This is a genomic window from Paludisphaera soli, assembly GCF_011064595.1.
Lineage (GTDB): Bacteria > Planctomycetota > Planctomycetia > Isosphaerales > Isosphaeraceae > Paludisphaera > Paludisphaera soli.
In genome coordinates this window covers 1-25,703 of record NZ_JAALJI010000003.1, presented here as the reverse complement: position 1 = coordinate 25,703, position 25,703 = coordinate 1, and the positions used below count along the sequence as shown (strand labels likewise).

Sequence of the window (25,703 nt, the reverse complement as noted above, 5' to 3'; positions counted from 1 at the left end):
ACAGTGCCGGCCTCCGTTCACAACTTCCATGTTCTGCGAAACCTCGGGATCACCGATCTCATCGGGAGCGGGCGCTGTCTCCCAGCGTTCGGGATGAGAGACTTTGCTGCGAACCGAAAACTCGCGAACGAAACCCAGGGGTTTTCGGTCCAGGTGTGAGGCTGTCGTCGGTTCGGGCCGTCGACCGGTCCATGGGTGGGACCGGCAGATCGCTAACCAAGTGAGAGGAGGTTCGCCGATGCCCTCGACACGCGAAGGCGTCCGGGACACCGTCAGGCTCTGGTGCATCGCACCGACTGGCCTCGAGAATCTCGTCCCCGAGATCAACCGGCGTTTCCGGTGGGCCCGTCTTTTCGTGCCCCTCGGCGAGCCATCCCCGGCCTGGAGCGGCTCCCTCGGCGGCAAGTCATGGTCCATGAACGAAAGCCACGGTGAGTACGAAGGTAGCTTCGGATTTCCAGGAACAGGCTCCGAGCAAGCGGGCGATGAGGAAGGGTTGATCCGCGACCTCCGTCGCAAGCATCCGTTGTGGAGCGAAGCCAAATTCGAGCGAGCCCTGGAGGATCTTCGACGGGCCGGCTCCCGACGAATCGATGCAAATCGACACCGGGGCCTCAAGCCTGAAGACCTCTGGGAGTGCCTGAGGCTCATCACGTCGATCGGTCCGGTGCTCTTCCTGCTGGACGACGGCGGGCTGATCCCGGTCGACCGGGGCGGAACGTGGGGACTCTCCTGCGAGAGCCGATCGGCGCGATGGAACCAGTCCTACCGGATCGACGTCGCGGTCGATCCTCCCGGGTCGGGCCTTCCCCTGCCTTACTGGACGCCGGCGACCGTCGGTTCTCACCTCCCCCGGCCATCGCGCGATCCGCTATTCCGGGCCTGACCGCTCCGGGCGGGCCGCGAATCGACGCACGGTCGCGTCTCGGCGCTTGCGTCGGGCGGCGGCTTGACTTACAACCGTTTCGGCCCCGCATTGCGAGTGGCGGGGCGGTTCGCGCATGGCCTGGCCCTGGTGACGGAATCATCGGGGCCGCAGACGACGAGTGAGGGTGGGATGAGCGATCAGAACGTGGCGGCGAAGACGCGCGCGGCGCTTGACGCGGGCGAAGGGATCTTGCGGCTGGCCCCCACCTGGGTGCCCCGATCCTTCCTGATGCCGGGCGCCCGGCTCAAGCTGTCGCGCGAGGACCTCTACGCCCTGGGCACGCACCGCGGCGGCATCGACGAGCGTTGGTTCGGCTCGACCACCCCCGCCGCCAACGAGGGGGCCCCGCCGGACGAGGGACTCAGCTACGTCGTCCACGACGGCGGCAAGTTCACCCTCCGCGACGCCATCGGCGCCCACGGCGAGGAGATCGTCGGCCAGGCGATCTGGGCCAAGTACAAGCGGTGGCCCGTCTACAGCAAGTTCTTCGACAACCTGGGCCCGATTCCCCACCACATGCACCAGTCCCAGGAGCAGGCCGAGAAGATCGGGCTGGAGGGGAAGCCCGAGAGCTACTACTTCCCACCCCAGCTCAACTGGACGGGCAACAACTTCCCCTACACCTTCATGGGCCTGGAGCCGGGCACCAAGAAGGAAGATGTCCGCCGCTGCCTGGAAGACTGGAACAAGGGCGACAACGGGATCCTGGACCTCTCCAAGGCCTACCGCCTCAAGCCCGGCACCGGCTGGTTGATCCCGCCCGACGTCCTCCACGCCCCGGGCTCTCTCGTGACCTATGAGCCGCAGTGGGGCTCGGACGTCTTCGGGATGTATCAGTCGCTCGTCGAGGGCCGCCGCGTCCCCTGGGAGCTGCTCGTCAAGGACGTGCCCAAGGAGTACCACCAGGATCTCGACTACCTCGTCGACCAGCTCGACTGGGAGCAAAACGTCGACCCCGAGTTCAAGGCCAACCACTACCTGGAGCCGATCGTCCGCTCCGGCTCGGAGCAGGACGGCTACCTCGACAAGTGGATCGTCTACGGCACCGTCGCCGGCAAGCAGGTCTTCAGCGCCTGCGAGCTGACCGTCCTGCCGGGCCGCTCGGCCACCATCAAGGACCCCGGCGCCTACGGCCTGACCGTGGTGCAGGGGAGCGGGACGATCGGAAAGCTCGACGTCGACAGCCCGAACTTCATCCGCTTCGGCGAGATCACGAAGGACGAGGTCTTCGTCGCCCACAAGCGGGCCGCCGAGGGCGTCACCTTCAAGAACACCGGCAGCGAGCCGTTCGTGAGCCTTCGCTATTTCGGACCCGACGCCCACCCGAACCTGCCGAAGGTCGGCGATCACCTGAAGGGCGGCTGATCCGCGACCCGATCCATCGCGACCACGATCTCCGGGGCCGGCCGCGTCAGGGCGGGGCCCCGGGGCTCGGGGACGACCCGAGGCCCCCGCATGTTGCTGGAGTGGACCCTGATCGCCGTGGCGGCTCTGCTGATCCTCGGCGGCCTGTTCGCGGTGCTCCTCGTCATCGGACTCTCGCGGTCGGCCGGCGGCGGCGACGTCGACTGGCAGCTCGCCCGCATCGAACGCAAGCTCGACCTGATCCTGACGAACCTGGGCATCGGACACGACGAGCACGTCCCGTCGGTGGTCGTGGAACTCGTCCGGCTCGGCAAGACCGCCGAGGCGATCGCGGAGTACCGGCGGCTCACCGGCGCCCGGCAGTCCGTCGCCCAGCGCGAGATCGACCACCTGGCCTCCCGCGCGGGCGTCGCCGCGGCGACGCCCGAGGACGACCACTGAGGCCGACCCACCCCGCCAGACCGCCCGAGGGAATCCCGCGATGGACCATCCAGGCTGGTGCGATGCGGACGACTTCGACGACCCTCTCGCCGAGGGCTTCAAGCCGGAGCTCGCCCCCGGCGAGACCCTGCTCTGGTCCGAGCGGCCGAGCCTCCCTCGGATGCGACCCGTCCGGGTCGTGCCCCTGATGTTCGTCGTGGCGCTCACTTCCCTCTCGGGGGTCTCCCTGGCCGGGATGCTCGGGATCTTCGAACAGCCGGTCGTCAGGCCGTCGGCGGTCTTCCTCGGTTTTTGCCTCGCTCCCTTCGTCCTCGGCGGCCTGATCGCGGCGAACGCCCTCGGTCGCACGGGGTCCTGGATCGCCCGCCGCTGGACGCTCGCCCGGACGATCTACGGCCTGACCGACCAGCGCGTCCTGATCGGTCGGTTCGACCCCCGCGACGGCGGCCTGGCGGTCTGCTCCCTGATCCCGGGGATGATCGCCGACACGTCCTGGTTCGAGTACGCGGACGGCACCGGCGACCTCTACTTCGAGGGCCTGGAAACGCATTCGAGGTCCGCGGCCGGATTCTTCGGCATCCGTCGCGTCCGCAAGGTCGACCGCCTGCTCCACGAGACCCTCATCGACCCGTACCCTCGATGGTGAGGGCCCCCGGCCCGACCCCTCGACACGCGGGAACCTTACCCTCCCCTCCCCAGACGATCCGACGCGCGAGGTGCCTCCGATGACCGCGAGCCATACGCACGACTTCCCCAAGCTCCACAACGCCGCATGGCCCGGCGTGGTCGGGAAAGGGGGCGACGGCGGAGACCCCTGCATCGACCTCGACGTCATGCTCGACCTGACCGCCGCCGCCGAGGTGGACGGCGTCAAGTTCGACGGCTTCGACCTGTTCCTCTTCGCCCCCCACGTCGACATCGACTCGACCGACGACCAGATCAAGCAGCTGGCCGAGAAGGCCTCGCGACGCGGCCTGGCCATCGGGTCGGTCGTCGCGCCGGTCTGGCCGCCGACCGGCGGCGGCTCGGCGATGGACGAGGGCGAGGGCCGGAAGAAGTTCCTGGAGCAGGTCCGCAAGGGCTGCCGGATCGCCAAGAAGCTCCGCGACCTGGGCGTCCGCCCCCACGGCGTCGTCCGGTTCGATTCCGCGTGCAGCCCCGAGGACTGGGCCGCCGACCCGGACGGCAACCAGAAGAAGATCGCCGAGACCTTCAAGCAGGCCGCCGCGATCGCCAAGGACCACGGCGAGAAGCTCGCCGCGGAGGGCGAGATCTGCTGGGGCGGCATGCACTCCTGGCGGAAGATGGTCGACCTGCTCGAACGGGTCGACGAGCCCGAGACCGTGGGCTTCCAGGCCGACATGGCCCACACGCTGCTCTACACCCTCGGCGAGAACGCCCAGGAGGACCGCATCCTCCCCGTCGGCTACGACTGGAAGGACAAGTCGGTCCTCGACGACGCCCTCCGCACGCTCACCGACGCGCTGCGGCCCTGGACGCTCGACTTCCACGTCGCCCAGAACGACGCCACGGTCTTCGGCTCGGGCTCGCACGACCACACCGGGCGGCACTGCCTGGCGAGCGACCCCAACGGCAAGCTCGACATCCCCCACCACGCCAGTTTCTGGCTCCGCGACGAGACCGGCCGGCCGACGCGGAAGTTCCGCCACATCTGCTGGGACGGCTGCATGTTCCCGAACGACGTCATGATGAAGCCCCAGACCTGGAACGACATCCTCGCGGCGATGATCCAGGTCCGCGACGCGCACGGCTGGAGCGAGTGACCGCCGGAGCCGAACGTCCCCCTCGCATTCGCCCCCATTCCCAGGTGATCTCATGTCCGAGAAGAAGAACCTCAACATCGGCCTCGTCGGCTACGGCTTCATGGGCCGGACGCACTCCAACGCCTACAAGCGCGTCAACGACTTCTTCGACGTCCCGTACCGCCCGGTCCTGAAGGCGGTCTGCGGCCGCGACAAGGCCGCCGCCCAGGCCTTCGCCGACAACTGGGGCTACGAGTCGGTCGAGACCGACTGGCGGAAGCTCGTCGAGCGCGAGGACGTCGACGCGATCGACATCTGCACGCCCAACAACACCCACGCCGAGATCGCCATCGCCGCCGCCGAGGCCGGCAAGATGATCCTCTGCGAGAAGCCGCTGGCGATGGACCTGGTCCAGGGCCAGGCGATGGTCGACGCCGTCGAGAAGGCCGGGGTCGTCAACACGGTCTGGTACAACTATCGCCGCGTGCCGGCCGTCAGCCTCGCGAAGAAGCTGATCGAGGAGGGCCGCCTCGGCCGGATCTTCCACTACCGCGCCCAGTTCCTTCAGGACTGGACCATCTCCACCGAGCTTCCCCAGGGGGGGGCCGGCCTCTGGCGGCTCGACGCCGCCGCCGCGGGCTCGGGCGTGACCGGCGACCTGCTCGCCCACTGCATCGACACGGCGCTCTGGCTCAACGGCCACATCGAGTCGGTCTCGGCCATGACGGAGACGTTCATCAAGGAGCGCAAGCACAACCTCACGGGCAAGGTGGAGCCCGTCGGCATCGACGACGCCTGCGCGTTCATGTGCCGGTTCGACAACGGGTCGCTCGGCCTGTTCGAATCCACCCGCTACGCCCGCGGCCACAAGGCGCTGTACACGTTCGAGATCAACGGCGAGAAGGCCTCGATCCGCTGGGATCTGCACGACCTCCACCGGCTGGAGTACTTCGACCACGGCGACGACTCGATCATCCGCGGCTGGCGTTCGATCCACGTCACCGACGGCGACCAGCCCTACATGAAGAACTGGTGGGTGCCAGGCCTCCAGATCGGCTACGAGCACACCTTCGTCCACCAGGTCGCCGACTTCCTGGAGAACCTGGGCTCCGGCAAGTCCACCCCGCCGACCTTCCGCGACGCCCTCGCCACGCAAGCGGTCTGCGACGCCGTGCTGGACTCGGCCGAGCACAAGAAATGGGAGACGGTCGTCCCCGTCTGACCCCCCGCCGGATCGACGCGCCGCCGGCCCTCTCCCCGGCGGCCCCCTTTCGCCCTCTCCAGCCCGAGGACCGTCGCGATGAAGACCGGCATGAATCTGCTCCTGTGGACCGATCACGTCACTGAGGCGCAGGACGGCGTGCTCGAACGGATCAAGGCCGTCGGCTTCGACTCGGTCGAGGTCCCCATCTTCCAGACTGCCGACCTGGCGGCCTACAAGCGGCTGGGCAAGAGGCTCGAAACCCTGGGACTGGGGGCCACGGCCGTCACGGTGATGGGGGGCCCTGAGATCAACCCGATCTCGGCCGACCCGAAGGTCCGCGAGGCGGCCGTCGCCTACCTCGACCGCGTGCTGGAGTGCGGCCGCGAGTTCGGCTGCGAGATCCTCTGCGGCCCCTTGCACTCCACCATCGGCCTGTTCTCCGGCACCGGGCCGACGGAGGATGAGTTCCTGCACGGCGTCGAGACCTTGCAGAAGGTCGCGGAACGCGCCGAGGCGCACGGGATTCGGCTGGCGATCGAGTACCTGAATCGCTTCGAAAACTACTTCCTGACGACGGCCGAGCAGGCGTCGAAGTTCGTCCGGGCCGTCGACCACCCGTTCTGCAAGATGATGTTCGACAGCTTCCACGCGAACATCGAGGAGAAGGACCAGGCCGCCGCGATCCGGTCGTGCGCGGCCGAGACGATCCACGTCCACGTCTCCGAGAACGACCGCGGCACGCCCGGCACCGGCCAGGTCGCCTGGGGTTCATTCTGGGAGGGCCTGGAGGAGACGGGGTACGACGGCTACCTCACCATCGAGGCCTTCGGCCTCGCGCTGCCGGCCCTGGCCGCCGCCACCCGCGTCTGGCGTCCCCTCTTCCCCGACGCCGAGGGCCTCTGTCGGGAAGGCCTGGCCTTCATCAAGAAGCACATCGACTGACCTACATACCCCGAAGGACAGACCGACCATGCCCGCGAGAACTTTCCGAGGCCTCGCCGTCGTCTGCTCGATGCTCGTCGTGCTCGGAGTGGCCCTCGGGGCCTGGCCCGGCGACCCCCAGGCCCCCTCCCCGCCGCCGGCCGCCGGCGCGGGTCAAGGGCCCGCGTCGAAGCCCCAGCCCCGGCCGCAGGGCCAGCCCGTCCCGGTCGATCCTGCGCTGGTCCAGGTCGACGACGGCGACACCGTCCTGATTCGCTGGGCCGTCGGCGATGAGGAGACGGTCCGCATCCTGGGGATCGACTCGCCCGAGACCCGCCACGACGAGCACAAGATCCCCTTCGACCAGTCTTTCGGCCTCGAAGCCCGGGCTTTCGCCATGGGAGCGTTCGCGACCGCGACCAAGGTCGAGCTGATCCGCTCCGCGACCCTCGACCCCTACGGCCGGACGCTCGGCTACTTCGTCCTCAACGACAGGAACTATTCCGTCCTGATCGTGAAGGCGAGGCTCGCCGAGGAGACGATCACCTTCTACGGCGACAACGGCCTCCCCCAGCTCGCCGCCAAGGTCCTGGAAGCCGCCAAGGCCGCAGGGCCCATGCCCTTCGAGCCGCCGCACATCTACCGCAAGCGGATGAGGACGGTCTCGGAAGCTTCAGGACCTCTTAATGTAACTCCGTGAACGCGGAGATCGATCCGAGACGGCCCGCCGTTCCCGCCCGGCTCGGCGTGCTCAGGCAGCCCGACTCATCGGGCGGCGTCGGCGGTGATGCGGGAAGGCCTCGTAGGCTGGTCTCCAGGTTCAACCGTCGGCCAGCGGGACGAGGGCTCGAAGCCGGCGGTCGCGGAAATAGAGCCCCAGCCAGGCGATGACGCCGATCAAGACAGGCACGAAGAACAGCCCATCCTTGGCTTGTACGTGCGTCGCCACGGCGCCGCCCAGGTAGGCGAGCAAGAGGAGCCCGCCGAGATACCGAGTCTTCGGGATCAGGTAGAGTACAAACACGACCAGCTCAACGACCCCGATCGGGAGGGCCGATTCGACCGGGTAGGTCTTCGACCAATTCTCGAGGAATCCCGGAGGTTGAGCGATCTTGAAATAGGCGCTGGGGACGAAGGCTACGGCGAGGATCGCCGAGAGGATCCAGCCGGTGATTCGCTGCCATTTCGGAACGGGGTCGATGGTCATTTCACTGGCCCACAAGGTTTCGACTGCGTCATGATGCAGCTTCTAACCCTCAAACGAGCCAATCGCAAGGCGATTTCTCGCCGTGGTTGTTGTCCCCTTGTCTCATCTGGGTCCCGGACACCGGATAGACCACTCCTCCATGGTCACAGTATCGTTTCCGAGCTTTCACCATTTGGATCGGAACGATGTTGCCGAAAGCTGGACCTGCCGTCGTGAGTCTGCTGCGATAGACACCATGCGGATGGGTCGACCTGTCCAAGAACCGAGCTTGCTCCCATGCCTGTCGCCCCCTCGGAAGCCTACGCCACGCTCTCGGCGATGATCACGCCCGCGCTCTTCATGACGGCGACTGGGTCGCTGATCATCTCGACTTCGAACCGGATGTCGCGGGTCGTGGATCGGATCCGCCAGCTCAACCTGGAGGGGGACGAGCTCGGCCGGGGGACCAAGGCGGTCGATTACGTCGAGGATCGGCTGGAGCACATCGCGGTGCAGCTCGACCGGATGGTCCAGCGCAGCGACCTGATCCGGCTGACGCTCACGCTGCTGTACCTGGCGATGGCCATGTACGTCGGCACGAGCCTGACCCTGGCGTTGAACACGCTGATGGGGGGCTGGATCCTCATCGTGCCGACGACGCTGGCGATCCTGGGCGTGGGGCTCATGCTGGCGGCCTGCGTCCAGCTGATCCGCGAGGCGCACATCGCGCTGCGGAACAACCGGCTGGAGATCCTGTTCTATCAGAAGCTCCGCAATCAGCGCGCGGTCGGGGCGACGCCGACGGCCGGAGCCGCGACGCCGCCCTCTTCGCATTCTTGATCGCGTCGGCTTAGACGCCGACCTTCTTGCCGCCGCGGCTGGACCGCTTACGGGCTTCCTCGGTCAGGAACTTCTTGCGAAGCCGAATCTTGGAGGGGGTGATCTCGACCAGCTCGTCGGCCTCGATGTATTCGAGGGCGATTTCCAGCGAGATCTCGCGGGGGGGCTTGAGCAGGATGTTCTTGTCCGAGCCCGAGGCCCGCATGTTGGTCAGCTTCTTTTCCTTGCAGGGATTGACCACCATGTCGTCCTCGCGGGCGTTCTCGGCGATGATCATCCCTTCATAGGTGTCGTCGCCGGGCGCCACGAACATGATGCCGCGCTGCTGGAGGTTGTCGAGGGCGAAGCCGACGACCTGGCCTCGCACCATGCTGATCATCACGCCGTTGGCACGCGAAGGGATGTCCCCCTTGAGCGGGCGGTAGTCGTGATAATTGTGGTGCATGATCGCCTCGCCCTGCGTGCCCGAGATGAGGCGGTTACGCAGGCCGATCAGGCCGCGGGCGGGGATGAGGAACTCCAGGTGGGCGTAGGCGCCCTTCACGTCCATCTTGCTCATCTCGCCGCGTCGGCTGCCCACCAGCTCCATGACGGGGCCGATCTGGCCGTGCGGCACGTCGACGACCAGGAACTCGTAGGGCTCGTGGTCAACGCCGTCGATCTTCTTGACGATGACCTCCGGCTTGCCGACCGACAGCTCATAGCCCTCGCGCCGCATCGTCTCGATCAGCACCGAGAGGTGCAGCAGCCCGCGTCCCGAGACGATGAAGGCGTCAAGGTCCTCGGCCTGCTCGACCCGAAGGGCGACGTTCGACTCCAACTCGCGGTCGAGGCGTTCCTTGATGTGCCGGCTCGTCAGGTACTTGCCCTCGCCGGCCAGCGGCGAATCGTTGACCGTGAAGAGCATGCTCAGGGTCGGCTCGCCGACCTCGATGCGGGGCAGGGGCTGGGTGACTTCGAGCGAGGCGATCGTGTCGCCGATGTCGACCGACGCCAGGCCGACGATCGCCACGATGTCGCCCGCCTCGGCTTCCTCGACCTCGACGCGGCCGAGCTTCTCGAACTCGAGGACGCCGGTGATGCTACCCTGCGTGACCACGTCGCCGCGCTTGAAGAGATTGGCGCGCTGGCCCCGCTTCACGGCGCCGGTCATGATCCGGCCGATCGCGATCCGGCCCACGTACTCGGAGTAGTCGAGCGTGGTGCAGACCATCGAGAACGGCTTGTCGAGATCGACCTCGGGCCCGGGGACCTTCTGAAGGATCAGGTCGAAGAGGGGCCGCATGTCGCCCTCGTGGACCTTGGGGTCGTGAGAGGCGAAGCCGCCGCGGCCGGAGGCGAAGATGTACGAGAAGTCCGACTGCTCGTCGGTGGCTCCCAGTTCGACGAAGGTGTCGAAGATTTCGTTGAGCACTTCCTCGGGGCGGGCGTCGGGCCGGTCGACCTTGTTGATGACGACGATGGGCCGGATGTTGCACTCGAACGCCTTGCGGATCACGAACTTGGTCTGCGGCATCGGCCCTTCGAAGGCGTCGACCAGCACGAGCGCGCTGTCGGCCATCTGGAGCGTCCGCTCGACCTCGCCGCCGAAGTCGGCGTGTCCCGGGGTGTCGATGATGTTGATTTTGACGTCGCCGTAGGTGATGGCGATGTTCTTCGCGAGGATGGTGATCCCGCGTTCCTTCTCGATGTCGTTGGAGTCCAGGATGCAGTCGCCGGTCAACTGCGAGGCGCGATACTGCCCGGACTGGCGGAGCATCGCGTCCACGAGGGTCGTCTTGCCATGGTCGACGTGCGCGATGATCGCCACGTTCCGGATGTCTTCCCGTCTCTTCATCGTGTTCCTAGCTCGCGTCCCACGTTCGAGGCGTCAGAGCGGTCGATCCCAAATCAGCGGACGGCTCGTCGCCGCCCCCCGCCTTTCCGGCGAGAAGCCCGACCCTCGCCGCCGCTCCACCAATTCGAAGCCATCCCCGCGTCCCCCAATGGTACGAAAAACACCCTGACTTGATCCAGCATGAAAATGCAACCGGTTCATCCGTTCATGCGGCGAGGCTGATCAGGGGTCCCCCTCCGGAGGCCATCGGGACGAGGGCGTCGCCGCCTGAGTTCGAAGAATTCGACGATGGCCCGGCCGAGATCGCGGGCAGACGCGGGCCGCTCCGTCGATTACGATGCGGTCCTGAGGCGAAAGCGACGGCCGACATCGGGGCTTCCGCATATTCGCTCGATTACATGAATCTGGCTCAGGGAAAGGCGGTGTCGTGCAACATCTGGAACCCGCGCAGTTCTTCGCGATGCTCGTTGTGATGCTCCTGGCGGCGAAGATCTTCGGCGAGCTGGCGCAGCGGATCGGCCAGCCGGCGGTCCTCGGCGAGTTGATCGGCGGGATCGTGGTCGGCGGCTCGGTCCTCGGCAAGGTCGATCCGCACATCGAGACGATCCACTTGCTCTCCGAGTTGGGGGTGGCGATCCTGCTGCTCGCGATCGGCCTGGAGACCGACCTGGGCTCGATGATGAAGGTGGGCGGCACCTCGGTCGCGGTGGCGATCGCGGGAGTGGTCGCGCCGTTCGGCCTGGGCTACGCAGGCTGCCGCATGATGGGGCTGGATAACATCGTGGCGATCATGGCCGGGGCGACCCTGACGGCCACGAGCGTCGGGATCACGGCCAGGGTGCTCTCGGACATGGGCAAGCTGAAGGCCCCCGAGGGCCAGGTGATCCTGGGGGCGGCGGTCATCGACGACATCCTCGGCCTGGTGATCCTGACGGTCGTCGGCGGCCTCGTCAAAGGCGGTGTGGTCACGCCATCGACCGTCGGGCTGGCCACTCTCCAGGCCTTCGGCTTCCTTGCGGGAGTCCTGATCGTCGGCAGGCTGACGCTCCCCTGGATCATCCGAGTCGCCAGCCGCTTCGACCTCCCCGGCACGCCGACGATCCTCGGCTTGATCCTGGCGCTGTTACTGGCCTGGCTGGCGGAGAAGTCAGGCTCGGCGCGCATCATCGGAGCGTTTGCGGCGGGCGTACTGATCAGGGGGACGGCCAAGGCCCAGGAAATCGAGCACGGCATCACGGCGCTCGGCCATTTCTTCGTACCCCTCTTCTTCGTGGCCGTGGGCGCCTCGGTCGATCTATCGGCCCTCGATCCACGCAACCCCGAGGCTCGAATGGCCCTGGGCTTGGGCGCGATGCTGATCGTCACCGGCGTCGTCGGCAAGATGGCGGCCGGCTACGCGCCCTGGTGGTTCAAGGGGGACAAACGTGTGATCGGCGTGGGCATGATCCCTCGCGGCGAGGTGGGCCTGATCTTCGCCCAGATGGGGCTCGCCAGGGGGATCTTCGACAGCGGCCAGTTCGGCGGCGTCACCCTCATGGTCATCGTCACGACGTTCCTCGCCCCGCCGCTCCTGAAGGTGCTCCTGCCCAAGCGTCGCGAGGCCGAGCCGTTCGAGTCGGACGACGACGGGATCGGGTATCTCGTCAGCGAAGCCTGACGGCCCGACGCTCGGCACGGGCCGCCCCGGTCTCGGCGGCCTGGAACTCCGCCTCGCCACGCCGACTCGATAGGGCCGGCGAGCGACCGGCCCCGTCGCAATCGGGCGAATCGGTGGTAGTGTCCCCCTGGGGGTGCGCGCCTCGTGAACCCGCAGGGACCACGACCCAGCTCGCGCTGCTCGCGACATCGTGGGGCCTGCAGATTCGAGGGCGGAACTGCGCCGAACGAAGCCAATTCCCTCACGCAAAATCCAAGGTTAACGCCATGCCATGCAACGGCTTACGTCGAATGGCTTCGTTTTCGAGCTGGCGCGAACGAAGCCGATTTCGGCGTCAGAGAAGGGGGGCGAAGAGGCGGAGGACGTTCTCGGCGATCTCGCGGACGCCCCCGCGTTTCGGCTCGTAGACGGTGCAGCCGGCAGCCAGGCGTTCGACCCAACGCGCGACCTCGGCGACGCGTTCGGTCGAGAAGACGTAGAGCGCGACTTCGTAATTGAGGAAGAGGCTGCGGTTGTCCATGTTGGCGGAACCGATGACGGCCAGGCGGTCGTCGAACATCACCGCCTTGGCGTGGAGCATGGTCGGCCGATACAGGAGCACCTCGGCCCCGGCCTCGTGCAACTCGCGGATGAATCCCTCGCGGGCCAGGTCGGCGATCGGGTGGTTCGACTTCCAGGGCACGATCAGGCGGACGTCGACCCCTCGACGCGCCGCCAGGACGAGGGCCCGGACCAACATGTCGTCGGGTACGAAGTAGGGGGTGACGATCCAGATCCGCCGCCTGGCGAAGAACGTCAGCGCCAGGAGCGACTCGAACAGCGGGTCCCCCTCCACGTCCGGCCCGCTCGCGACGACCTGCACGACGGTCTGGCCCGGACGGTCGCGTCCGGTCGGGATCGAGGCCTGGTCCGATCCCAGCGGGACCCGACGACGTCCCGCGGGGAGGTTTTCTCCGGTGGTGAACCGCCAGTCCGACCGGAAGAGCCACTCCAGGTCCTCGACGGCCGGCCCCTCGACGACGATCGCCAGGTCCCTCCAACGGTGAGGGTCGGGCAGGGGCCCGATGTAGGAGGCGGTCAGGTTCATCCCGCCGGCCATGGCCGCCCGGCCATCGGCGATGACCACCTTGCGGTGGTTCCGCAGGTTGGCCCGGCCGCGAAACGGCAGGTGGATCATCGGCATGAAGTAGGCGACCCGCCCCCCCGCCTCGATCAACGGGACCAGCCGCCGACGCCGCAGCCACCACGACCCGACGTCGTCCAGCAGGAGCCGGACCATCACGCCTTGCCTCGCCTTCCGCGCCAAGGCCTCGATCACCGCCAGCCCGACCTCGTCGTCCGCCAGGATGAAGGTGGTCAGGTAGATCGTGGACCGGGCCTCGTCGATCAGCTCCATCATCCGGACATAGGCTTCCTCGCCCGACTCCACGATGGCGACGATGTTGCCGGCCTTCGCCTCGGGAACCCCATAAGAACGCAGCAGGCGTTCGGTGTCCGAATCGATCGAGGGGGCGGTGCGGTGGGCGGCCCCGGCGTAGACAGGCGCCTTCCGCGCGGCCATGCGGCTCATTTTCCGGCCGCCGAACAGGATGTAGAGCGGCACCCCGACGTAAGGGGCCAGGATGACGATCAGCAGCCAGGCCAGGGTGCTCGCCGGCGAGCGTTTCTGTCGGATCAGATAGGCGACGAAGACGATGGCCAGCCCGAAGCCCAGCAGGGTCGTCAGCTCGGCCGCGATCCAGTAATACGCCTTGGTCAGGACCTCGTGCACCGTCGGGCGGACTCCTCGCGACGCGGCGGGACCTCGGCCGTCCCCGCTCGAATGACAGGAGCCAGGCTAACATCATCGACGGGACGCCGACAGGGGCCGAGTCCTCGCCGCCCGCTTGTCCCGCGGCCACGGCGCCGGTATGAACCAGGACGTGGATTCGACGCCCCTCGACCGGAGGTGACCCCGTGCCGTACGCCCTGCCCACCCGAAACGCCGCCTTCTCCTGGCTCGCGTCGCTGTTGACGGCGACCTCCGTGCTCGGGCAAGACGTCGGTCCGATGGAGGCCACCCCCGCGATGCTCACAGCCCCTCGCCACCGACCGGCCGAGGGCTTCCAGGCCGAGGGCCTCTCGGCCGTCTTCTACGAAGCCTCACCCTGGAAGGGGAAGCCGACCGAGACCTTCGCGTGGATCGGCCTGCCGGCCCCGCGGCCGGGCGAGAAGGCCCCGGGGGTCGTTCTGGTCCATGGCGGCGGCGGCACGGCCTTCGAGGAATGGGTCCGGCTCTGGACGAGCCGGGGCTACGCCGCGATCGCGATGGACACCTGCGGCACGGTCCCGCGCGGCTCCTATGGCAAGTGGGAACGCCACGAGAAGGGCGGGCCGCCGGGCAATCGCTTCGCCGACGCACTCGCAGCCCCCGAGGACCAATGGACGTACCACGCCGTGGCCGACGTGATCCTCGCCCACTCGCTGCTCCGTTCCTTGCCCGAGGTCGACCCCGACCGCATCGGCCTTACCGGGATCTCCTGGGGCGGCTACCTCACCTGCATCGCGTCCGGACTCGATGAGCGGTTCCGGTTCGCCGTGCCGGTCTACGGCTGCGGGTTCCTCGGCGAGAACTCGGTCTGGAAGCCCGAGATCGACAAGCTCGGCCCGACGGGCGAGCGGTGGCTGGCCCTCTGGGACCCCTCGCATTACCTACCGCTCGGCAAGGCACCCAAACTCTGGGTGACAGGCACGAACGACTTCGCCTACCCGCTGGACTCGCTCCGCAAGTCCTACCGGGCCTCGGGTGGCGACTCGACCCTGAGCATCCGCTTGCGCATGCCCCACGGCCACGGCGGCGCCGGCGAGAACCCCGAGGAAATCCGAACCTTCGCCGACTCGATCCTGAAGCACGGCCCAGGGCTCCCTCGCGTCGGACCGATCCGGGAGGACGGCGAAATCTTGACGACGAACTACGAGGGCGACTCCCCGATCGTCCGGGCCGAGTTGCTCTTCACGAAGGCCGACGGCCCCTGGCCGGAGCGGCTCTGGGAGGCGGTCGACGCCGCGGTCGACCCGACTTCGAAGACCGTCACGGCACGTCGGCCGGAGGCCGCGCGAGCGTACTACTTCAACCTTCTGGACGAACGAGGACAGGTCGTCAGCACGCCCCATCGAGAAAACATGGATCGCGACTGAGCCGAACCGAAATCCTCGAAGCCGGCATCTCCGATGGAAACGCTTGGCACCGGCTTTGCACTATTCGGAAACAACCATCACGACCTGCTGATGGCAAGCCCCGCGAGCGGGGCTCCACCTGGACTGAGACCTCTCTTCACCTCAGGAGTTCGTCATGGCCGAATCCTACACCGACAAAGCGAAGGAAGCCGCTCACAACGCTGCCGAGAAGGCCAAGGAGGTCGGCAGCGCCGTCTCCGACAAGGCCTGCGAGATCGGCCAGGACGTCAAGGAGAAGGCCACCGAGCTGGGCCAGGCTGCCGGTGAGAAAGCCCAGGATGCGAAAGATTGGGTCAAGGAAAAGGCCCATCAGGGCGGCGAGAAGCTCGAAGAAGCCGGCGAGGCCGTCCAGCGCAAGTCCTGAGGTTCGACCGATATCGTCACCATCGTGACTCCTGAGCGAGGACCGGCCCCCGGTCCTCGCTCTCGTTTCGAAGCCGGGCCCAACGCACCTTAACCAAACTCCCGCCTTTTTCGCCCAAACTGCGCATCTTGCTATTCCGCATGATCCTCGCTAGCCTCGATCGTACGACATCCAGGTCGGCATCACGGGATCAGATGGGGAAGCTTCATGCTCAAGTCGAGGCGATTCCGGGCGTTCCTGGTCCTCATCATCGGGCTGGCCTCGCCTCGCATGGCGCAAGCTCAGGAGAAGGCTGAGACAGGCGGGGCCGGGTGGCTGCTGCCGATGCCCGAGGTGGACGCCGATCCCGCGATCCCGACCCTCGCCCAGGTCGTCGGCCACTCGTGGGGCGTCGACGTCTCCAGCGTCTCGGAGATCGAGCGGTACCTGGCCGCGCTCAATGCGGCCGCGCCGGATCGGACGAAACTCGTCCCATATGGCCGGACCATCGAGAAACGGCCGCTGGCCTACCTCGTCATCAGCTCGCCCGCGAATCTCGCTCGACTCGACGAAATCCGCGCGGCCAACTTGCGGCTGGCGGACCCGCGCAAGACTTCGCGCGACGAGGCGCGGCCCCTGCTCGACGAACTGCCCGCGATCGTCTGGATGGCCTACGGCGTCCACGGCGACGAGATCTCCTCGGGCGACGCCGCGATCCTCACGGCTTATCACCTGGTCGCCGACCGTCGCGAGGAGACGCGTCGGCTGCTGGAGAAGCTAGTCGTCGTCATCGACCCGATGCAGAACCCCGACGGCCGCGACCGGTTCGTGAACTTCCACCGCGAGGGGAGGGGAGTGGAGCCCGATCCCGAGCCTCTGGCCGCCGAGCGGGTCCAGCGCTGGGCGACGGGCCGCCACAACCATTATCTCTTCGACATGAATCGGGACTGGTTCCTCCAGACCCAGTCCGAGACCCGCGACAAGATCGCCGCCTACCTGACCTGGCAGCCCCACGTCCTGATCGACGCCCATGAAATGGGCACGAACAACGAATACTATTTCGACCCCCCGGCCGATCCGATCCTGGACCTCATCACGCCCCGCCAGCGCGAGTGGTTCGAGAGGTTCGGCAAGCGTCAGGCGGGACGGTTCGACGGCTTCGGATTCCTCTACACCAGCCGCGAACTTTACGACGGCTTCTACCCGGGCTACGGCACCACATGGCCCGCGCTCCACGGGTCGATCGGGATCCTCTGGGAACAGGCGGGGACGCGCGGACTGGTCGTCGACCGCGAGGACGAGCGCAAGCTCTATTACCACGACGGCGTCCGCCGGCATTACGTCAGCGGGATCTCGACGGTGGAGACCGCCGCCGCCAACGCCCGCGACCTCGTGCGCGACTTCTACGAGTACCGGGCCTCGGCCGTCACCCTGGGCCGCGAGGGCCCGGTCCGCGACTACCTGCTGCTGCCCGGAGCCACGCCCGCCCGCGCCGCGGGGCTCGCCGAGCTGCTGATCAAGAACGGCGTCGAGGTCCGCAAGCTGACCGCCCCGGCCACCGTGCAGGCCAGGAAGGACGCCGACTCGACGGTCAAGGAGTGGACCGCCCCGGCCGGGAGCTACCATGTCTCCATCGCCCAGCCGGCGGGCCGACTCGCGCGCTCGCTGCTCGACGCCCGGTTCGACATGGGCGAGGCCTTCCGTAAGCGCCAGCTCGACCGCAAGAGCCGCCGGCTCGACGACGAGATCTACGACCTCACCGCCTGGTCCCTCCCCTTGACCCACGGAGTCGCCTCGCTGGCGGTCGAAGGCTCGTCCGCCTGGCAGAGCGAAGTCGTGGAGAAGCCCAAGGCGGCGGGCGAAGTCTCCGGCCCGGACAGGGCGCGCGTCGGCTATCTGATCCAGGCCGAGGACGACGCCGCGATGCTCGCCCTGGCCGAGTTGCTCCGCGCCGGCTTCCGCGTCCACGTCCTGGACGAGTCGATCCGACTCGGCGGCGTCAGCTTCGCCAAGGGGACGTTGCTCCTGCGGACCATCGAGAACCCCGACGCCCTGCACGAGAGGATTCGCGAGACGGCCGCGCGACTGGGTCTGAAGGTCGTGGCCACGGATACGGGCCTGGTCGACGGCGGCACGGGTCTGGGCGGATTCCACATCACCTGGGTGAAGCCACCGAAGATCGCCATGCTGGTCGATCGTCCGGCCTCGCCGTTCGTGGGCCACTCCTGGTATCTCTTCGATCAAGTCTGGCGTTATCCGGCGACGCGCGTCCCGGGCGGCTCGATCGCCGACCTGGACCTGACCAAGTACAACGTGCTCGTCCTGCCGGACGGCCGCTATCCCGGCTCGCTCCCGGAAGCCTTCGCGGGAAAGCTGAAGGACTGGGTGCGATCCGGCGGGACCCTCATCCTCGTGAAGGGGGCGGCCGCCTGGGGGGCCGGGAAGTCGGCGGGCCTGCTGGCTTCGAAGGTGGTCAAAAAGCCGGTCAAGACCGCCACGGAGCCCGACCCCAAGGCCGACGACAAGGGCGACAAGCCGGGCGTCGCCGACGAGCCCCGGACTGGCGCGGAGGAAGAATCGCCCGATCCGGTCCCCGGTGCCTTTTTCCGGGCTGATGTCTATGACGACCACTTCGTCACGTTCGGTTCGCCGGCCGAGGTCTACCCGTTGATGAACACCGACGTCGTGCTGACACCATTGAAGCCCGCCGACGGCCGCAACCTCGTGAACCTGGCCGCGCGCGACCTGCTCGTCAGCGGCTTCTGCTGGCCCCAGACCCTGGAATTGATGGCCGGCAAGCCGCTCGTCGTCTACCAGTCGCTCGGCAAGGGTCACGTCATCGGCTTCGCCGACGATCCCAACTATCGCGCCATGACTCCCACCACCCAGCGTTTCTTCCTGAACGCCGTCTTCTTCGGGCCCGGACACTGATCGAGGACGAGTCGCTTCGCCGCGTGCCTCGCACCGGTTATAACGAATGACGATCCGGCCGAGAAATCGTGGGTCCTCGCGAGGCCTGCCCTGGAAACGTCCGCAAATCCTCCGCGATCGGATCGCCGACGCCGTCGGAGGATGGACGCCTGGGCGGGCACGAGGCCCATGCCGCCGAATCTCGGCGGTGGGCCGTCCATCGATCCCTCCCGAACGTCCACAGAGAAGGAGACGACTCATGCGATCCCTGACCACCGCCGCGATCGTCTGCGTGCTCATGCTCGGCTTTCAAGCCGCCCGTTCGCAACAAGGCGGCGCCCCGAACCATAACGGGGCGGCGCAGGTCGCGGCCTCGACCTACGAGCACCTCGCCACCGCGATCATCGAGATCGAGGCGACCGAGGACGAGTTGGTGAAGAGCATCCTCATCGGTTACCACCAGGCCGCCCAGGGCCACCTGAAGGCCGCGGCTCGCGACGCCCAGGGCCGGGTCGCCCACCTGGAAGCTGCGGCGGCCGAGATCACCAACATCGGCAACGAGGGTGACAAGCGGATCCAGGCCGTGCGGCAGCGGCTGGCCAAGGCCGGCCACACCCACAACACCGACATGGAAACCAAGGCCGATTACATGTTCGTGACCAACAAGGAGAAGAAGGGCCTGCTCGACCTCGCCGCCAAGATCGCGCGAGCCGGCGCCGACGCCGACCTCGGCGCGATGGGCGTCGAGCTCGACCGCCAGTTCGAGGCTGCGATCGCCCCCGAATGATCCGCGCCGACCCACGGCCGCCGGGGAGACGAATCCTCATGAAACGCCTTCGATCACTCCTGGCGGCCGCCCTGCCGTCCCTGCTCTGCGCCTGCGGCGATCCGCCGGCGTCGCCGCCCGAGCGGGTCCCCTCGCCATCGGCCCCCGTCCCCCTGGATCCCGCCCCCGCGGGCCGGGCCGGCCCGCGGTTCGTCGAGGTGGCCGAGTCCGCCGGCCTGACCCGCGTCCTCCACGGCGGCGGGCCCGACAAGGACCACATCCTGGAATCCGTGGGGACCGGCTGCGCGTTCGTGGATTACGACGCCGACGGGCGGCTCGACGTCTTCCTGGTAAACGCCTGGGCCCTGGACGAGGAGCCCTCCCGCGTTCGGGCCAAGGGCCGCAACGCCCTCTACTGCAACAAGGGCGACGGCACGTTCGAGGACGTGACCGACAGGGCCGGCGTGGCCGACGAGAGCTGGGGATGCGGCGTCTCGGCGGCCGACTACGACCACGACGGCCGCGTCGACCTCTACGTCACCAACTTCGGCCCCAACCGGCTCTACCGCAATCGCGGCGACGGCACGTTCGAGCAGGTCGCCGAACGCGCCGGCGTGGCCGACCCCGGGTGGGGCGGCGGCTCCTCGTTCTTCGACGCCGACGGCGACGGCGACCTCGACCTGTACGTCGCCAACTACATCGACGCCACGATGGACGAGGTCCTCGCGGCGCGCCGCACCACCGTCTGGCGGGAGAAGGTCAAGGTGCTCTCGGGCCCCTTCGGGATGAGGGGCGGCCGCGACCGCTTCTTCCGCAATAACGGCGACGGCACGTTCATCGACGCCACGGACGACGCCGGCATGACCGACACGGCCGAGTCCTACGGCCTTGGGGTGCTCGCCTCCGACCTGGATCGGGACGGCGACGTGGACGTTTTCGTCGCCAACGACTCCAATCCCAACTTCCTCTACCGCAACGACGGCGGCGGCAAGTTCACCGAAATCGGGACCTGGAGCGGGGCCGGGGTGAACGGCAACGGCGTGGCCCAGGCCGATATGGGAGTGGACGCCGCCGACTTCGACGGCGACGGTCGACCGGACATCCTGGTCACGACCTTCGCCCAGGACACCGCCACGATTTATCGCAACCAGGGCGATCTCGCATTCCAGGACGTCGCCGTCCCGGCCGGCCTGAAGGCGATCACGTACAACGCCCTCAAGTGGGGATGCGGCTTCTTCGACTACGACCTCGACGCCGACGTGGACGTGGTGATCGCCAACGGCCACATCTACCCCCAGGTCGACCAGGACCCGGAGCTGCACGAATCCTACCGCCAGAAGCCGTTCCTCCTCCGAAACGACGGGGGTAAGCTCGTCGACGTCTCGGCGAGCGCGGGCCCGGGATTTCAGGTCGCCTCCTCGGCCCGAGGTCTGGCTACCGGCGATTACGACGACGACGGCGACCTCGACCTCCTCATCACGGCCATGGATTCGCCGCCGTTGCTACTCCGCAACGATACGCCGCGCTCCGGACGGTGGATCAAGCTCCGCGTGGTCGACCGGCACGGAGCCCCGGCGATCGGGGCCCACGCCACGATCTTCTGCGGGGGCGCAAAGCAATCGCGGGAGTTGAGGAGCGGCTCGTCGCACCAGTCCCAGAACGCCCTGGAGATGCACTTCGGCCTGGGCGAAATCGCGACCATCGACCGGATCGAGATCGCCTGGCCCGCAGGCGGCAAGTCGACGCTGGAACACGTCGACGTCGACCGGACGATCACGCTCCGCGAGCCCGCCCCCAGTCCGTGAGCGCGAAGCAGACCTTGTCGTCACAGGCCCGGGGGACGATCTTGAGAAAAATTCGCCGTCGGTGGGAACTTCGGCGCTACGGTCGGCATTAACCATCCAGACGACGAATCTTGGAAGCCCTCCCAAGGACCACTCCCCACCTTCGACCCCAGCAGGCGTGAAGATCTTGAACCTCGGCCGCCGTTTGACGTTGCTCCTGATGCTCGCCCTGCATGCGACGACGTCGCTGTACGGTCCGGGGCATCACGCCGTCGACGGCTTGATCGAGCGGATCGTCGGCGTCGGATGCTCGGCGTCAGACTGCGAGACGCCGGGCGACTCCCTAAGGGCCGAGAGCGACTGCGCGGTCTGCGACTACTTCTCGAGCACCCCGCTGCCGGTCGAGCAGCTCCCCGCCGCGACGATCGAGGCCGTTCGGCCTTCGCTCCTCCGCGTCGAGACGGTCGAGGTCATCCAACCTCCATTCGCCGTCTCCATCCCCCGCGCGCCGCCTTCCGCCGCGTCCTGAAGCCGCCCGGCCTCTCCGACGAGACCTCCGTCATCGACCTCGGCTTTCCGCAGGTCGCTGCCCGGTCGCATCTCGCACTCCGCCGGGCGGTTCCGTCGCCGTCTCTCTCGCCCGAATCGGGCGGGGCGGGACCGTCGCGTCGCCAGGTCGAGGTTTGGACAGCTAGGGGGTCGGATGAATGGCCGTACCATCGGGAATCTGTTTCGCCTCCGGGCGGCGTCGTCCTGACGTGCCGCCCGGCTTGTTCGGGCCGTCCGGTGAGTCGGTCGGCGGACGCCTTGGGAAGTTCGGGCCGGTCCTCCATGGGGCCGAGAAGGACGAGTTCGCCGCCCTGGTGCGACCGTTTCTGGCCGAGCTGGTCCGCGTGGCGCGTCGCCAACTCGGTTGCGACCACCTGGCCTGGGAGGCGGTGCAGGATGCGCTGCTCGGCCTCTGGAGCCGAGCCGAGGCGCCCGCGAACCCTCGGGCCTGGCTGATCCGGGCCGTGCTCTACCGGAGCCTCCACCTCCGCCGGACGATGCGCCGCCGTCACAAGCACGAGGGGGTCGCCTGCAATTTCCGCCGCGAGGCCATCGATCGCGATGACCCCGCGCAGGCGCTGATCGTCCAGGAGCTTCGGGCCGAGGTCCGTACAGCCCTCGAACGACTGGGGCCCCGTCATCGCGACGTCCTGAGCCTGCACCTGATCGACGGCCTGGACTACGAGTCGATCGGCCGCCGGCTGGGCGTGCCGATCGGCACCGTTCGCTCGCGGCTCTCGCGGGCCCGGGAGGCCCTGAAGGCCCAGTTGGATCCCGACGCCCACGATCGCCCCTGAATCGCCTCCGCCATCCATCACACCCAAATCGGGGAACCGTCATGCAACGACTCCCGCGACGGGCCTTCACGCTCATCGAGCTGCTGGTCGTCATCGCCATCATCGCCGTGTTGATCGCGCTCTTGCTGCCGGCGGTGCAGGCGGCCCGCGAGGCCGCCCGCCGGGCCCAGTGCACCAACAACCTGAAGCAGATCGGCCTGGCCCTGCACAACTACCACGAGGTCAACGGCGTCTTCCCGATGAGCACGACCTCGGCGCAGCCCGCACCGAACGGTCGATGTCGCAACGGCCTGTTCAGCTGGCACGCGAGCATCCTGCCCCAGCTTGACCAGCAGCCCATGTTCAACGCCGTCAATTTCTGGGTGGGCAACGCCGACGACTGCTCGAATCCCGACGTCGTCATGTACGCGGCCACCATCGGCGCGAATCATCCCAACGGGACGGTCGCCAGGACGGCGATCGCCGCGTACCTCTGCCCTTCGGAAGCCTATCAGCCCGCCGAGACGATGGGCGGCTCGCGGCCGGCGCCGCAGAGCTATTCGGGGAACGTCGGCTGGACTCCCGACACCTCCGGCCCGGCCGCCGGGGCCCGGATGGGTCGCCACAACGGCTTCATCGGCCTGGACGATCCGGTCGGCAAGGCCGCCTGGCACGTCGGCCCGATCCGAGCGGCGGCCGTGTCCGACGGACTGAGCAATACCGTCGCCGTGGCCGAGCGACGACTCCCCAGGGCCACCGATCCGAACGACGTCGAGGCCATGTACGGCGAGCCCGAGCCGACGCGATCGTATTGCGCCGGCGGCTCCGGCTCCTCGCGGACGCTCCACGCCTGGCAGCGCTACTGCGGCTCGGTGAGCTTCCCGGACCCGGCCTGGACGGTCTACTCCGGGCGTGCCTGGATCTCGGGGTGGGGCCACGCCGGCGGGACCTACATGCAGGTCATGCCGATCAACGCCCGGAGCTGCCACATCTACGGCGGCGAGAGCGATGGCAACATCCTGATCACCCCCGGCAGCCTGCACCACGGCGGCCTCAACGCGCTCTTCGGCGATGGCAGCGTCCGGTTCCTCAAAGAGAAGATCGCCCTCCCCGTGTGGTGGGCCCTCGGCACCCGAGACGGCGGAGAGGTGGTCGGCGGCGATGCCCTCTGAGCGTTCGAGGGCGGCCCTGGCCGTCGGCCTGGTGGCCTGGACGCTCTTGGCCCCCGGCTGCTGGGGATCAGGCGCGGCGAGCCTGGAACTCGTCGGACCGGAGGCCCTCGCCCGGCTCCCGAGAGCGGTGGCCTCGCAGCTCCCGGATGATGTCGTGCTCTGCCTGGACGAGACCGGGCACGACGGCGACTACCGCCTCTGGATCCTCCGCCGGCCCGAGGGCTCGCGTCTCCAGCTCTCGCCCAAACTGAAGGGCCTGGAGTCGCACGAGATGCCGGCCTCGGCCCTTCGGAGTCTGCTCGTCTTCCGGATGCCGACGCTGGACCTCGGCGGCCCCTCGGACTCGCACTGCCGCCTCTCGCACTGGCGGCTCCCCGACGGCGCGGAGATCCAGATCCGCGAAATCGTCACCGAAAAAGGCTGGTTCGCCAGCGTGGAACGCGTGGCTTTGTGAGCCTCGCGACACCTGGAAGCACCCGGCGGCGTCATCGACGAGGCCGCCGGCGTCGGTCTGGATTCGATCCCCAGTGAAAGAGGAACGCATCGTGATGACTCGATTCTTCAAGACGACCTTCATCGCCGGCCTTGCGGCCACGTACGTGGCGGGGGCGGCCTCGGCCGCCGACTTCACCGACCTCTACACGGCGGGCCACGCGGACATCGCCGTCGGCTACGATGCGACCGATGGGCTTTATCTGTACTACGAGTTGGCCAGCAGCGCCCGGATCAACGGCTCCTTGCTCGGCGGATCGGGAGCATCGGCCGACCCGGCGACGGTATCCACCGTCGTACCCGAGTCCGTCCTGACCACCGGAAACGCGGGCCTCCCCGCCCCGTTCGCGGGCAACCCCTTGTACGTGCTCGGGCAGACCAGCGCCGGTAGCACGACCCGGCCCTACGTGGGCTGGGGCGCCGAGGACATCGACGTCGGACTCTTTGTGGGCGACGCCCTGACGCTCTCGCTGACCGGAGTCTCCAACTCCACGGGCGGCCAGTTCGTGCTCTGGGGCAACGGCTTTGCGTCCAGCCCGGCCATGAACACGGCGGACGGCCTGTCGCTCGACGATTCGATCGAGCTGACCGCCACGGGTCACGACCACTACAACTTCGGGTTCACGGCGGCCGGCGTCTATGACCTGACCTTCACCGTCACGGGCACCCTGGTGGGCGGAGGGGTCGTGACGACTTCCGACGTCTTCCGGTTCGTGGTCGGGAACATCCCCCCGCCTCCCGGCCCGGCCGTCCCCGAGCCGAGTGCCCTGGCCATGGCGGGCCTCGCGGTCGCCGCCGGCGGCCTGTTCGCCGGTCGCCGCGGCCGCGCCTCGCGGACGACGGCCTGACGTCCCGTTGAAGCCGCCGCTCGGCCCCGGCGACCGTCGCCGGGGCCGACTTTCGGGCGGAAACGAAGGAGGATTCGTCGATGAGTCGGGGGACGGCGATGCAGCCTCGCGATCGATCCATCGGCGGCCGGATGGCCTGCTGGGGCGATTGCCTCACACGGGATCGGGCCTCGCGGCTTGACCCCTACATCCGCTGGGTCCGCCGGCCCTGGGCGATCCTGGCCGTCGCCTCGCTCGCGGCGATCCTCTGCGGGGTCTGCATCCATCCGAGGGCCCTGATCCTCGCGCCGGGGTTGCTCGGCGTCCTGGCCATCGGGACGGCCTGGCCGTGGGCCGCGCTTCGTGCACTCTCGGGCGAGCTGACCTTCGACCGCTCGCGAATACGCGAGGGTGAGTCGGCGACCGCGCGGCTTCTGGTTCGAAATCGCCTGCCCTGGGCCGCCTGGGCCCTGACGGTCCGAGGCGTCGAGTCGGCCCAGTCCGCGGCCACGTCGGGGGGCGCCTACGCCGCCGGATGGTGCGCGACCGAAACCTCGTGGAAGCTGACGCCCGATCGCCGAGGCGAGTTTCCAGGGAGGTGCCCTCGACTCGTCTCCGGTTCCCGTTCGGGCTCTGGCAGGCCTCCCAACCCCTCGTCGCGCCCCATTCGCTCCTCGTCTGGCCGCGCACCTTCCCCGTCGGGCCGCTGCCGGATGCGGCCGGGGG

Annotated in this window: 22 protein-coding genes and 1 pseudogene; 20 read left to right on the top strand and 3 right to left on the bottom strand. The window is 68.1% G+C overall.

The genetic code is table 11. The features are described from left to right. The first annotated feature begins 1,057 nt into the window (after positions 1-1,057). The 7 genes from G6O68_RS05435 (at position 1,058) to G6O68_RS05405 (ending at position 7,322) form a co-directional block, all read left to right on the top strand. Positions 1,058-2,293 carry a hypothetical protein gene (locus tag G6O68_RS05435; protein ID WP_165245650.1) on the top strand — a complete coding sequence of 412 codons (1,236 nt, stop codon included), beginning with the start codon at positions 1,058-1,060 and terminating at the stop codon, positions 2,291-2,293. 90 nt (positions 2,294-2,383) lie between these two features. After that, the gene (locus G6O68_RS05430) at positions 2,384-2,734 is read left to right on the top strand and encodes a hypothetical protein (protein WP_165245648.1); all 351 of its coding nucleotides are present in this window, start codon (positions 2,384-2,386) and stop codon (positions 2,732-2,734) included. Between the two features lie 40 nt (positions 2,735-2,774). Further along, entirely contained in the window at positions 2,775-3,380 is a 606-nt protein-coding gene (locus G6O68_RS05425; RefSeq protein WP_165245646.1) for a hypothetical protein, read from the top strand. 79 nt (positions 3,381-3,459) lie between these two features. Further along, positions 3,460-4,518 (top strand): sugar phosphate isomerase/epimerase family protein, encoded by a 1,059-nt coding sequence (locus G6O68_RS05420; RefSeq protein ID WP_165245644.1) that lies wholly within the window; start codon positions 3,460-3,462, stop codon positions 4,516-4,518. A 52-nt stretch (positions 4,519-4,570) separates the two neighbouring features. After that, positions 4,571-5,719, top strand: coding sequence for a Gfo/Idh/MocA family protein (locus G6O68_RS05415; RefSeq protein WP_165245642.1), 1,149 nt, complete (start codon positions 4,571-4,573; stop codon positions 5,717-5,719). Between the two features lie 78 nt (positions 5,720-5,797). Next, positions 5,798-6,643, top strand: coding sequence for a sugar phosphate isomerase/epimerase family protein (locus G6O68_RS05410; protein WP_165245640.1), 846 nt, complete (start codon positions 5,798-5,800; stop codon positions 6,641-6,643). Positions 6,644-6,671: 28 nt separating this feature from the next. Continuing rightward, the gene (locus G6O68_RS05405; protein WP_165245638.1) at positions 6,672-7,322 is read left to right on the top strand and encodes a thermonuclease family protein; all 651 of its coding nucleotides are present in this window, start codon (positions 6,672-6,674) and stop codon (positions 7,320-7,322) included. A 120-nt stretch (positions 7,323-7,442) separates the two neighbouring features. Here G6O68_RS05405 and G6O68_RS05400 read toward each other — a convergent pair whose 3' ends face one another. Further along, complete coding sequence (locus tag G6O68_RS05400; protein ID WP_165245636.1) at positions 7,443-7,829, bottom strand: DoxX family protein; 387 nt, start codon at positions 7,827-7,829, stop codon at positions 7,443-7,445. A 276-nt stretch (positions 7,830-8,105) separates the two neighbouring features. On the opposite strand from G6O68_RS05400, the gene G6O68_RS05395 reads away from it, so the two are divergent. Further along, entirely contained in the window at positions 8,106-8,648 is a 543-nt protein-coding gene (locus G6O68_RS05395; RefSeq protein ID WP_165245634.1) for a DUF2721 domain-containing protein, read from the top strand. Positions 8,649-8,658: 10 nt separating this feature from the next. On the opposite strand, the gene typA is transcribed toward G6O68_RS05395, so the two are convergent. Further along, positions 8,659-10,485, bottom strand: coding sequence for a translational GTPase TypA (typA, locus tag G6O68_RS05390; protein WP_165245632.1), 1,827 nt, complete (start codon positions 10,483-10,485; stop codon positions 8,659-8,661). A 427-nt stretch (positions 10,486-10,912) separates the two neighbouring features. Between typA and G6O68_RS05385 the strand changes: the two genes are divergently transcribed. Further along, a complete protein-coding gene (locus G6O68_RS05385) occupies positions 10,913-12,142 on the top strand; it encodes a cation:proton antiporter (RefSeq protein ID WP_240911054.1) in 1,230 nt (409 codons plus the stop codon). Positions 12,143-12,476: 334 nt separating this feature from the next. Here the strand turns inward: G6O68_RS05385 and cls are convergent, their stop codons facing one another. Continuing rightward, positions 12,477-13,913, bottom strand: coding sequence for a cardiolipin synthase (cls, locus tag G6O68_RS05380; protein WP_165245630.1), 1,437 nt, complete (start codon positions 13,911-13,913; stop codon positions 12,477-12,479). 185 nt (positions 13,914-14,098) lie between these two features. Here cls and G6O68_RS05375 point away from each other — a divergent pair, with 185 nt between their 5' ends. The 11 genes and pseudogenes from G6O68_RS05375 to G6O68_RS32320 form a co-directional block, all read left to right on the top strand. Next, complete coding sequence (locus G6O68_RS05375) at positions 14,099-15,319, top strand: alpha/beta hydrolase family protein (protein ID WP_165245628.1); 1,221 nt, start codon at positions 14,099-14,101, stop codon at positions 15,317-15,319. Positions 15,320-15,473: 154 nt separating this feature from the next. Continuing rightward, positions 15,474-15,722 (top strand): hypothetical protein, encoded by a 249-nt coding sequence (locus tag G6O68_RS05370; protein WP_165245626.1) that lies wholly within the window; start codon positions 15,474-15,476, stop codon positions 15,720-15,722. Between the two features lie 207 nt (positions 15,723-15,929). After that, positions 15,930-18,632, top strand: a complete 2,703-nt coding sequence (locus G6O68_RS05365) for a M14 family metallopeptidase (protein WP_165245624.1) — start codon at positions 15,930-15,932, stop codon at positions 18,630-18,632. 238 nt (positions 18,633-18,870) lie between these two features. Then, positions 18,871-19,398, top strand: a complete 528-nt coding sequence (locus G6O68_RS05360) for a hypothetical protein (protein WP_165245622.1) — start codon at positions 18,871-18,873, stop codon at positions 19,396-19,398. A gap of 38 nt (positions 19,399-19,436) precedes the next feature. Next, positions 19,437-21,182: a CRTAC1 family protein gene (locus G6O68_RS05355; protein ID WP_165245620.1), complete on the top strand. Its 1,746-nt coding sequence runs from the start codon at positions 19,437-19,439 to the stop codon at positions 21,180-21,182. A gap of 157 nt (positions 21,183-21,339) precedes the next feature. Beyond that, positions 21,340-21,690 carry a hypothetical protein gene (locus G6O68_RS05350; RefSeq protein ID WP_165245618.1) on the top strand — a complete coding sequence of 117 codons (351 nt, stop codon included), beginning with the start codon at positions 21,340-21,342 and terminating at the stop codon, positions 21,688-21,690. Between the two features lie 229 nt (positions 21,691-21,919). After that, positions 21,920-22,507 (top strand): RNA polymerase sigma factor, encoded by a 588-nt coding sequence (locus G6O68_RS05345; protein ID WP_390625357.1) that lies wholly within the window; start codon positions 21,920-21,922, stop codon positions 22,505-22,507. A gap of 41 nt (positions 22,508-22,548) precedes the next feature. Continuing rightward, positions 22,549-23,658: a DUF1559 domain-containing protein gene (locus G6O68_RS05340; RefSeq protein WP_165246118.1), complete on the top strand. Its 1,110-nt coding sequence runs from the start codon at positions 22,549-22,551 to the stop codon at positions 23,656-23,658. Next, complete coding sequence (locus G6O68_RS05335; protein ID WP_165245614.1) at positions 23,648-24,112, top strand: hypothetical protein; 465 nt, start codon at positions 23,648-23,650, stop codon at positions 24,110-24,112. Before G6O68_RS05340 ends, G6O68_RS05335 begins: the two co-directional genes overlap by 11 nt. Before the next feature lie 94 nt (positions 24,113-24,206). Further along, on the top strand, positions 24,207-24,998 hold the full coding sequence (locus G6O68_RS05330; RefSeq protein ID WP_165245612.1) for a choice-of-anchor M domain-containing protein: 792 nt from the start codon (positions 24,207-24,209) through the stop codon (positions 24,996-24,998). Positions 24,999-25,078: 80 nt separating this feature from the next. After that, positions 25,079-25,703 (top strand): annotated as a pseudogene (locus tag G6O68_RS32320) (hypothetical protein); the annotation flags it as partial.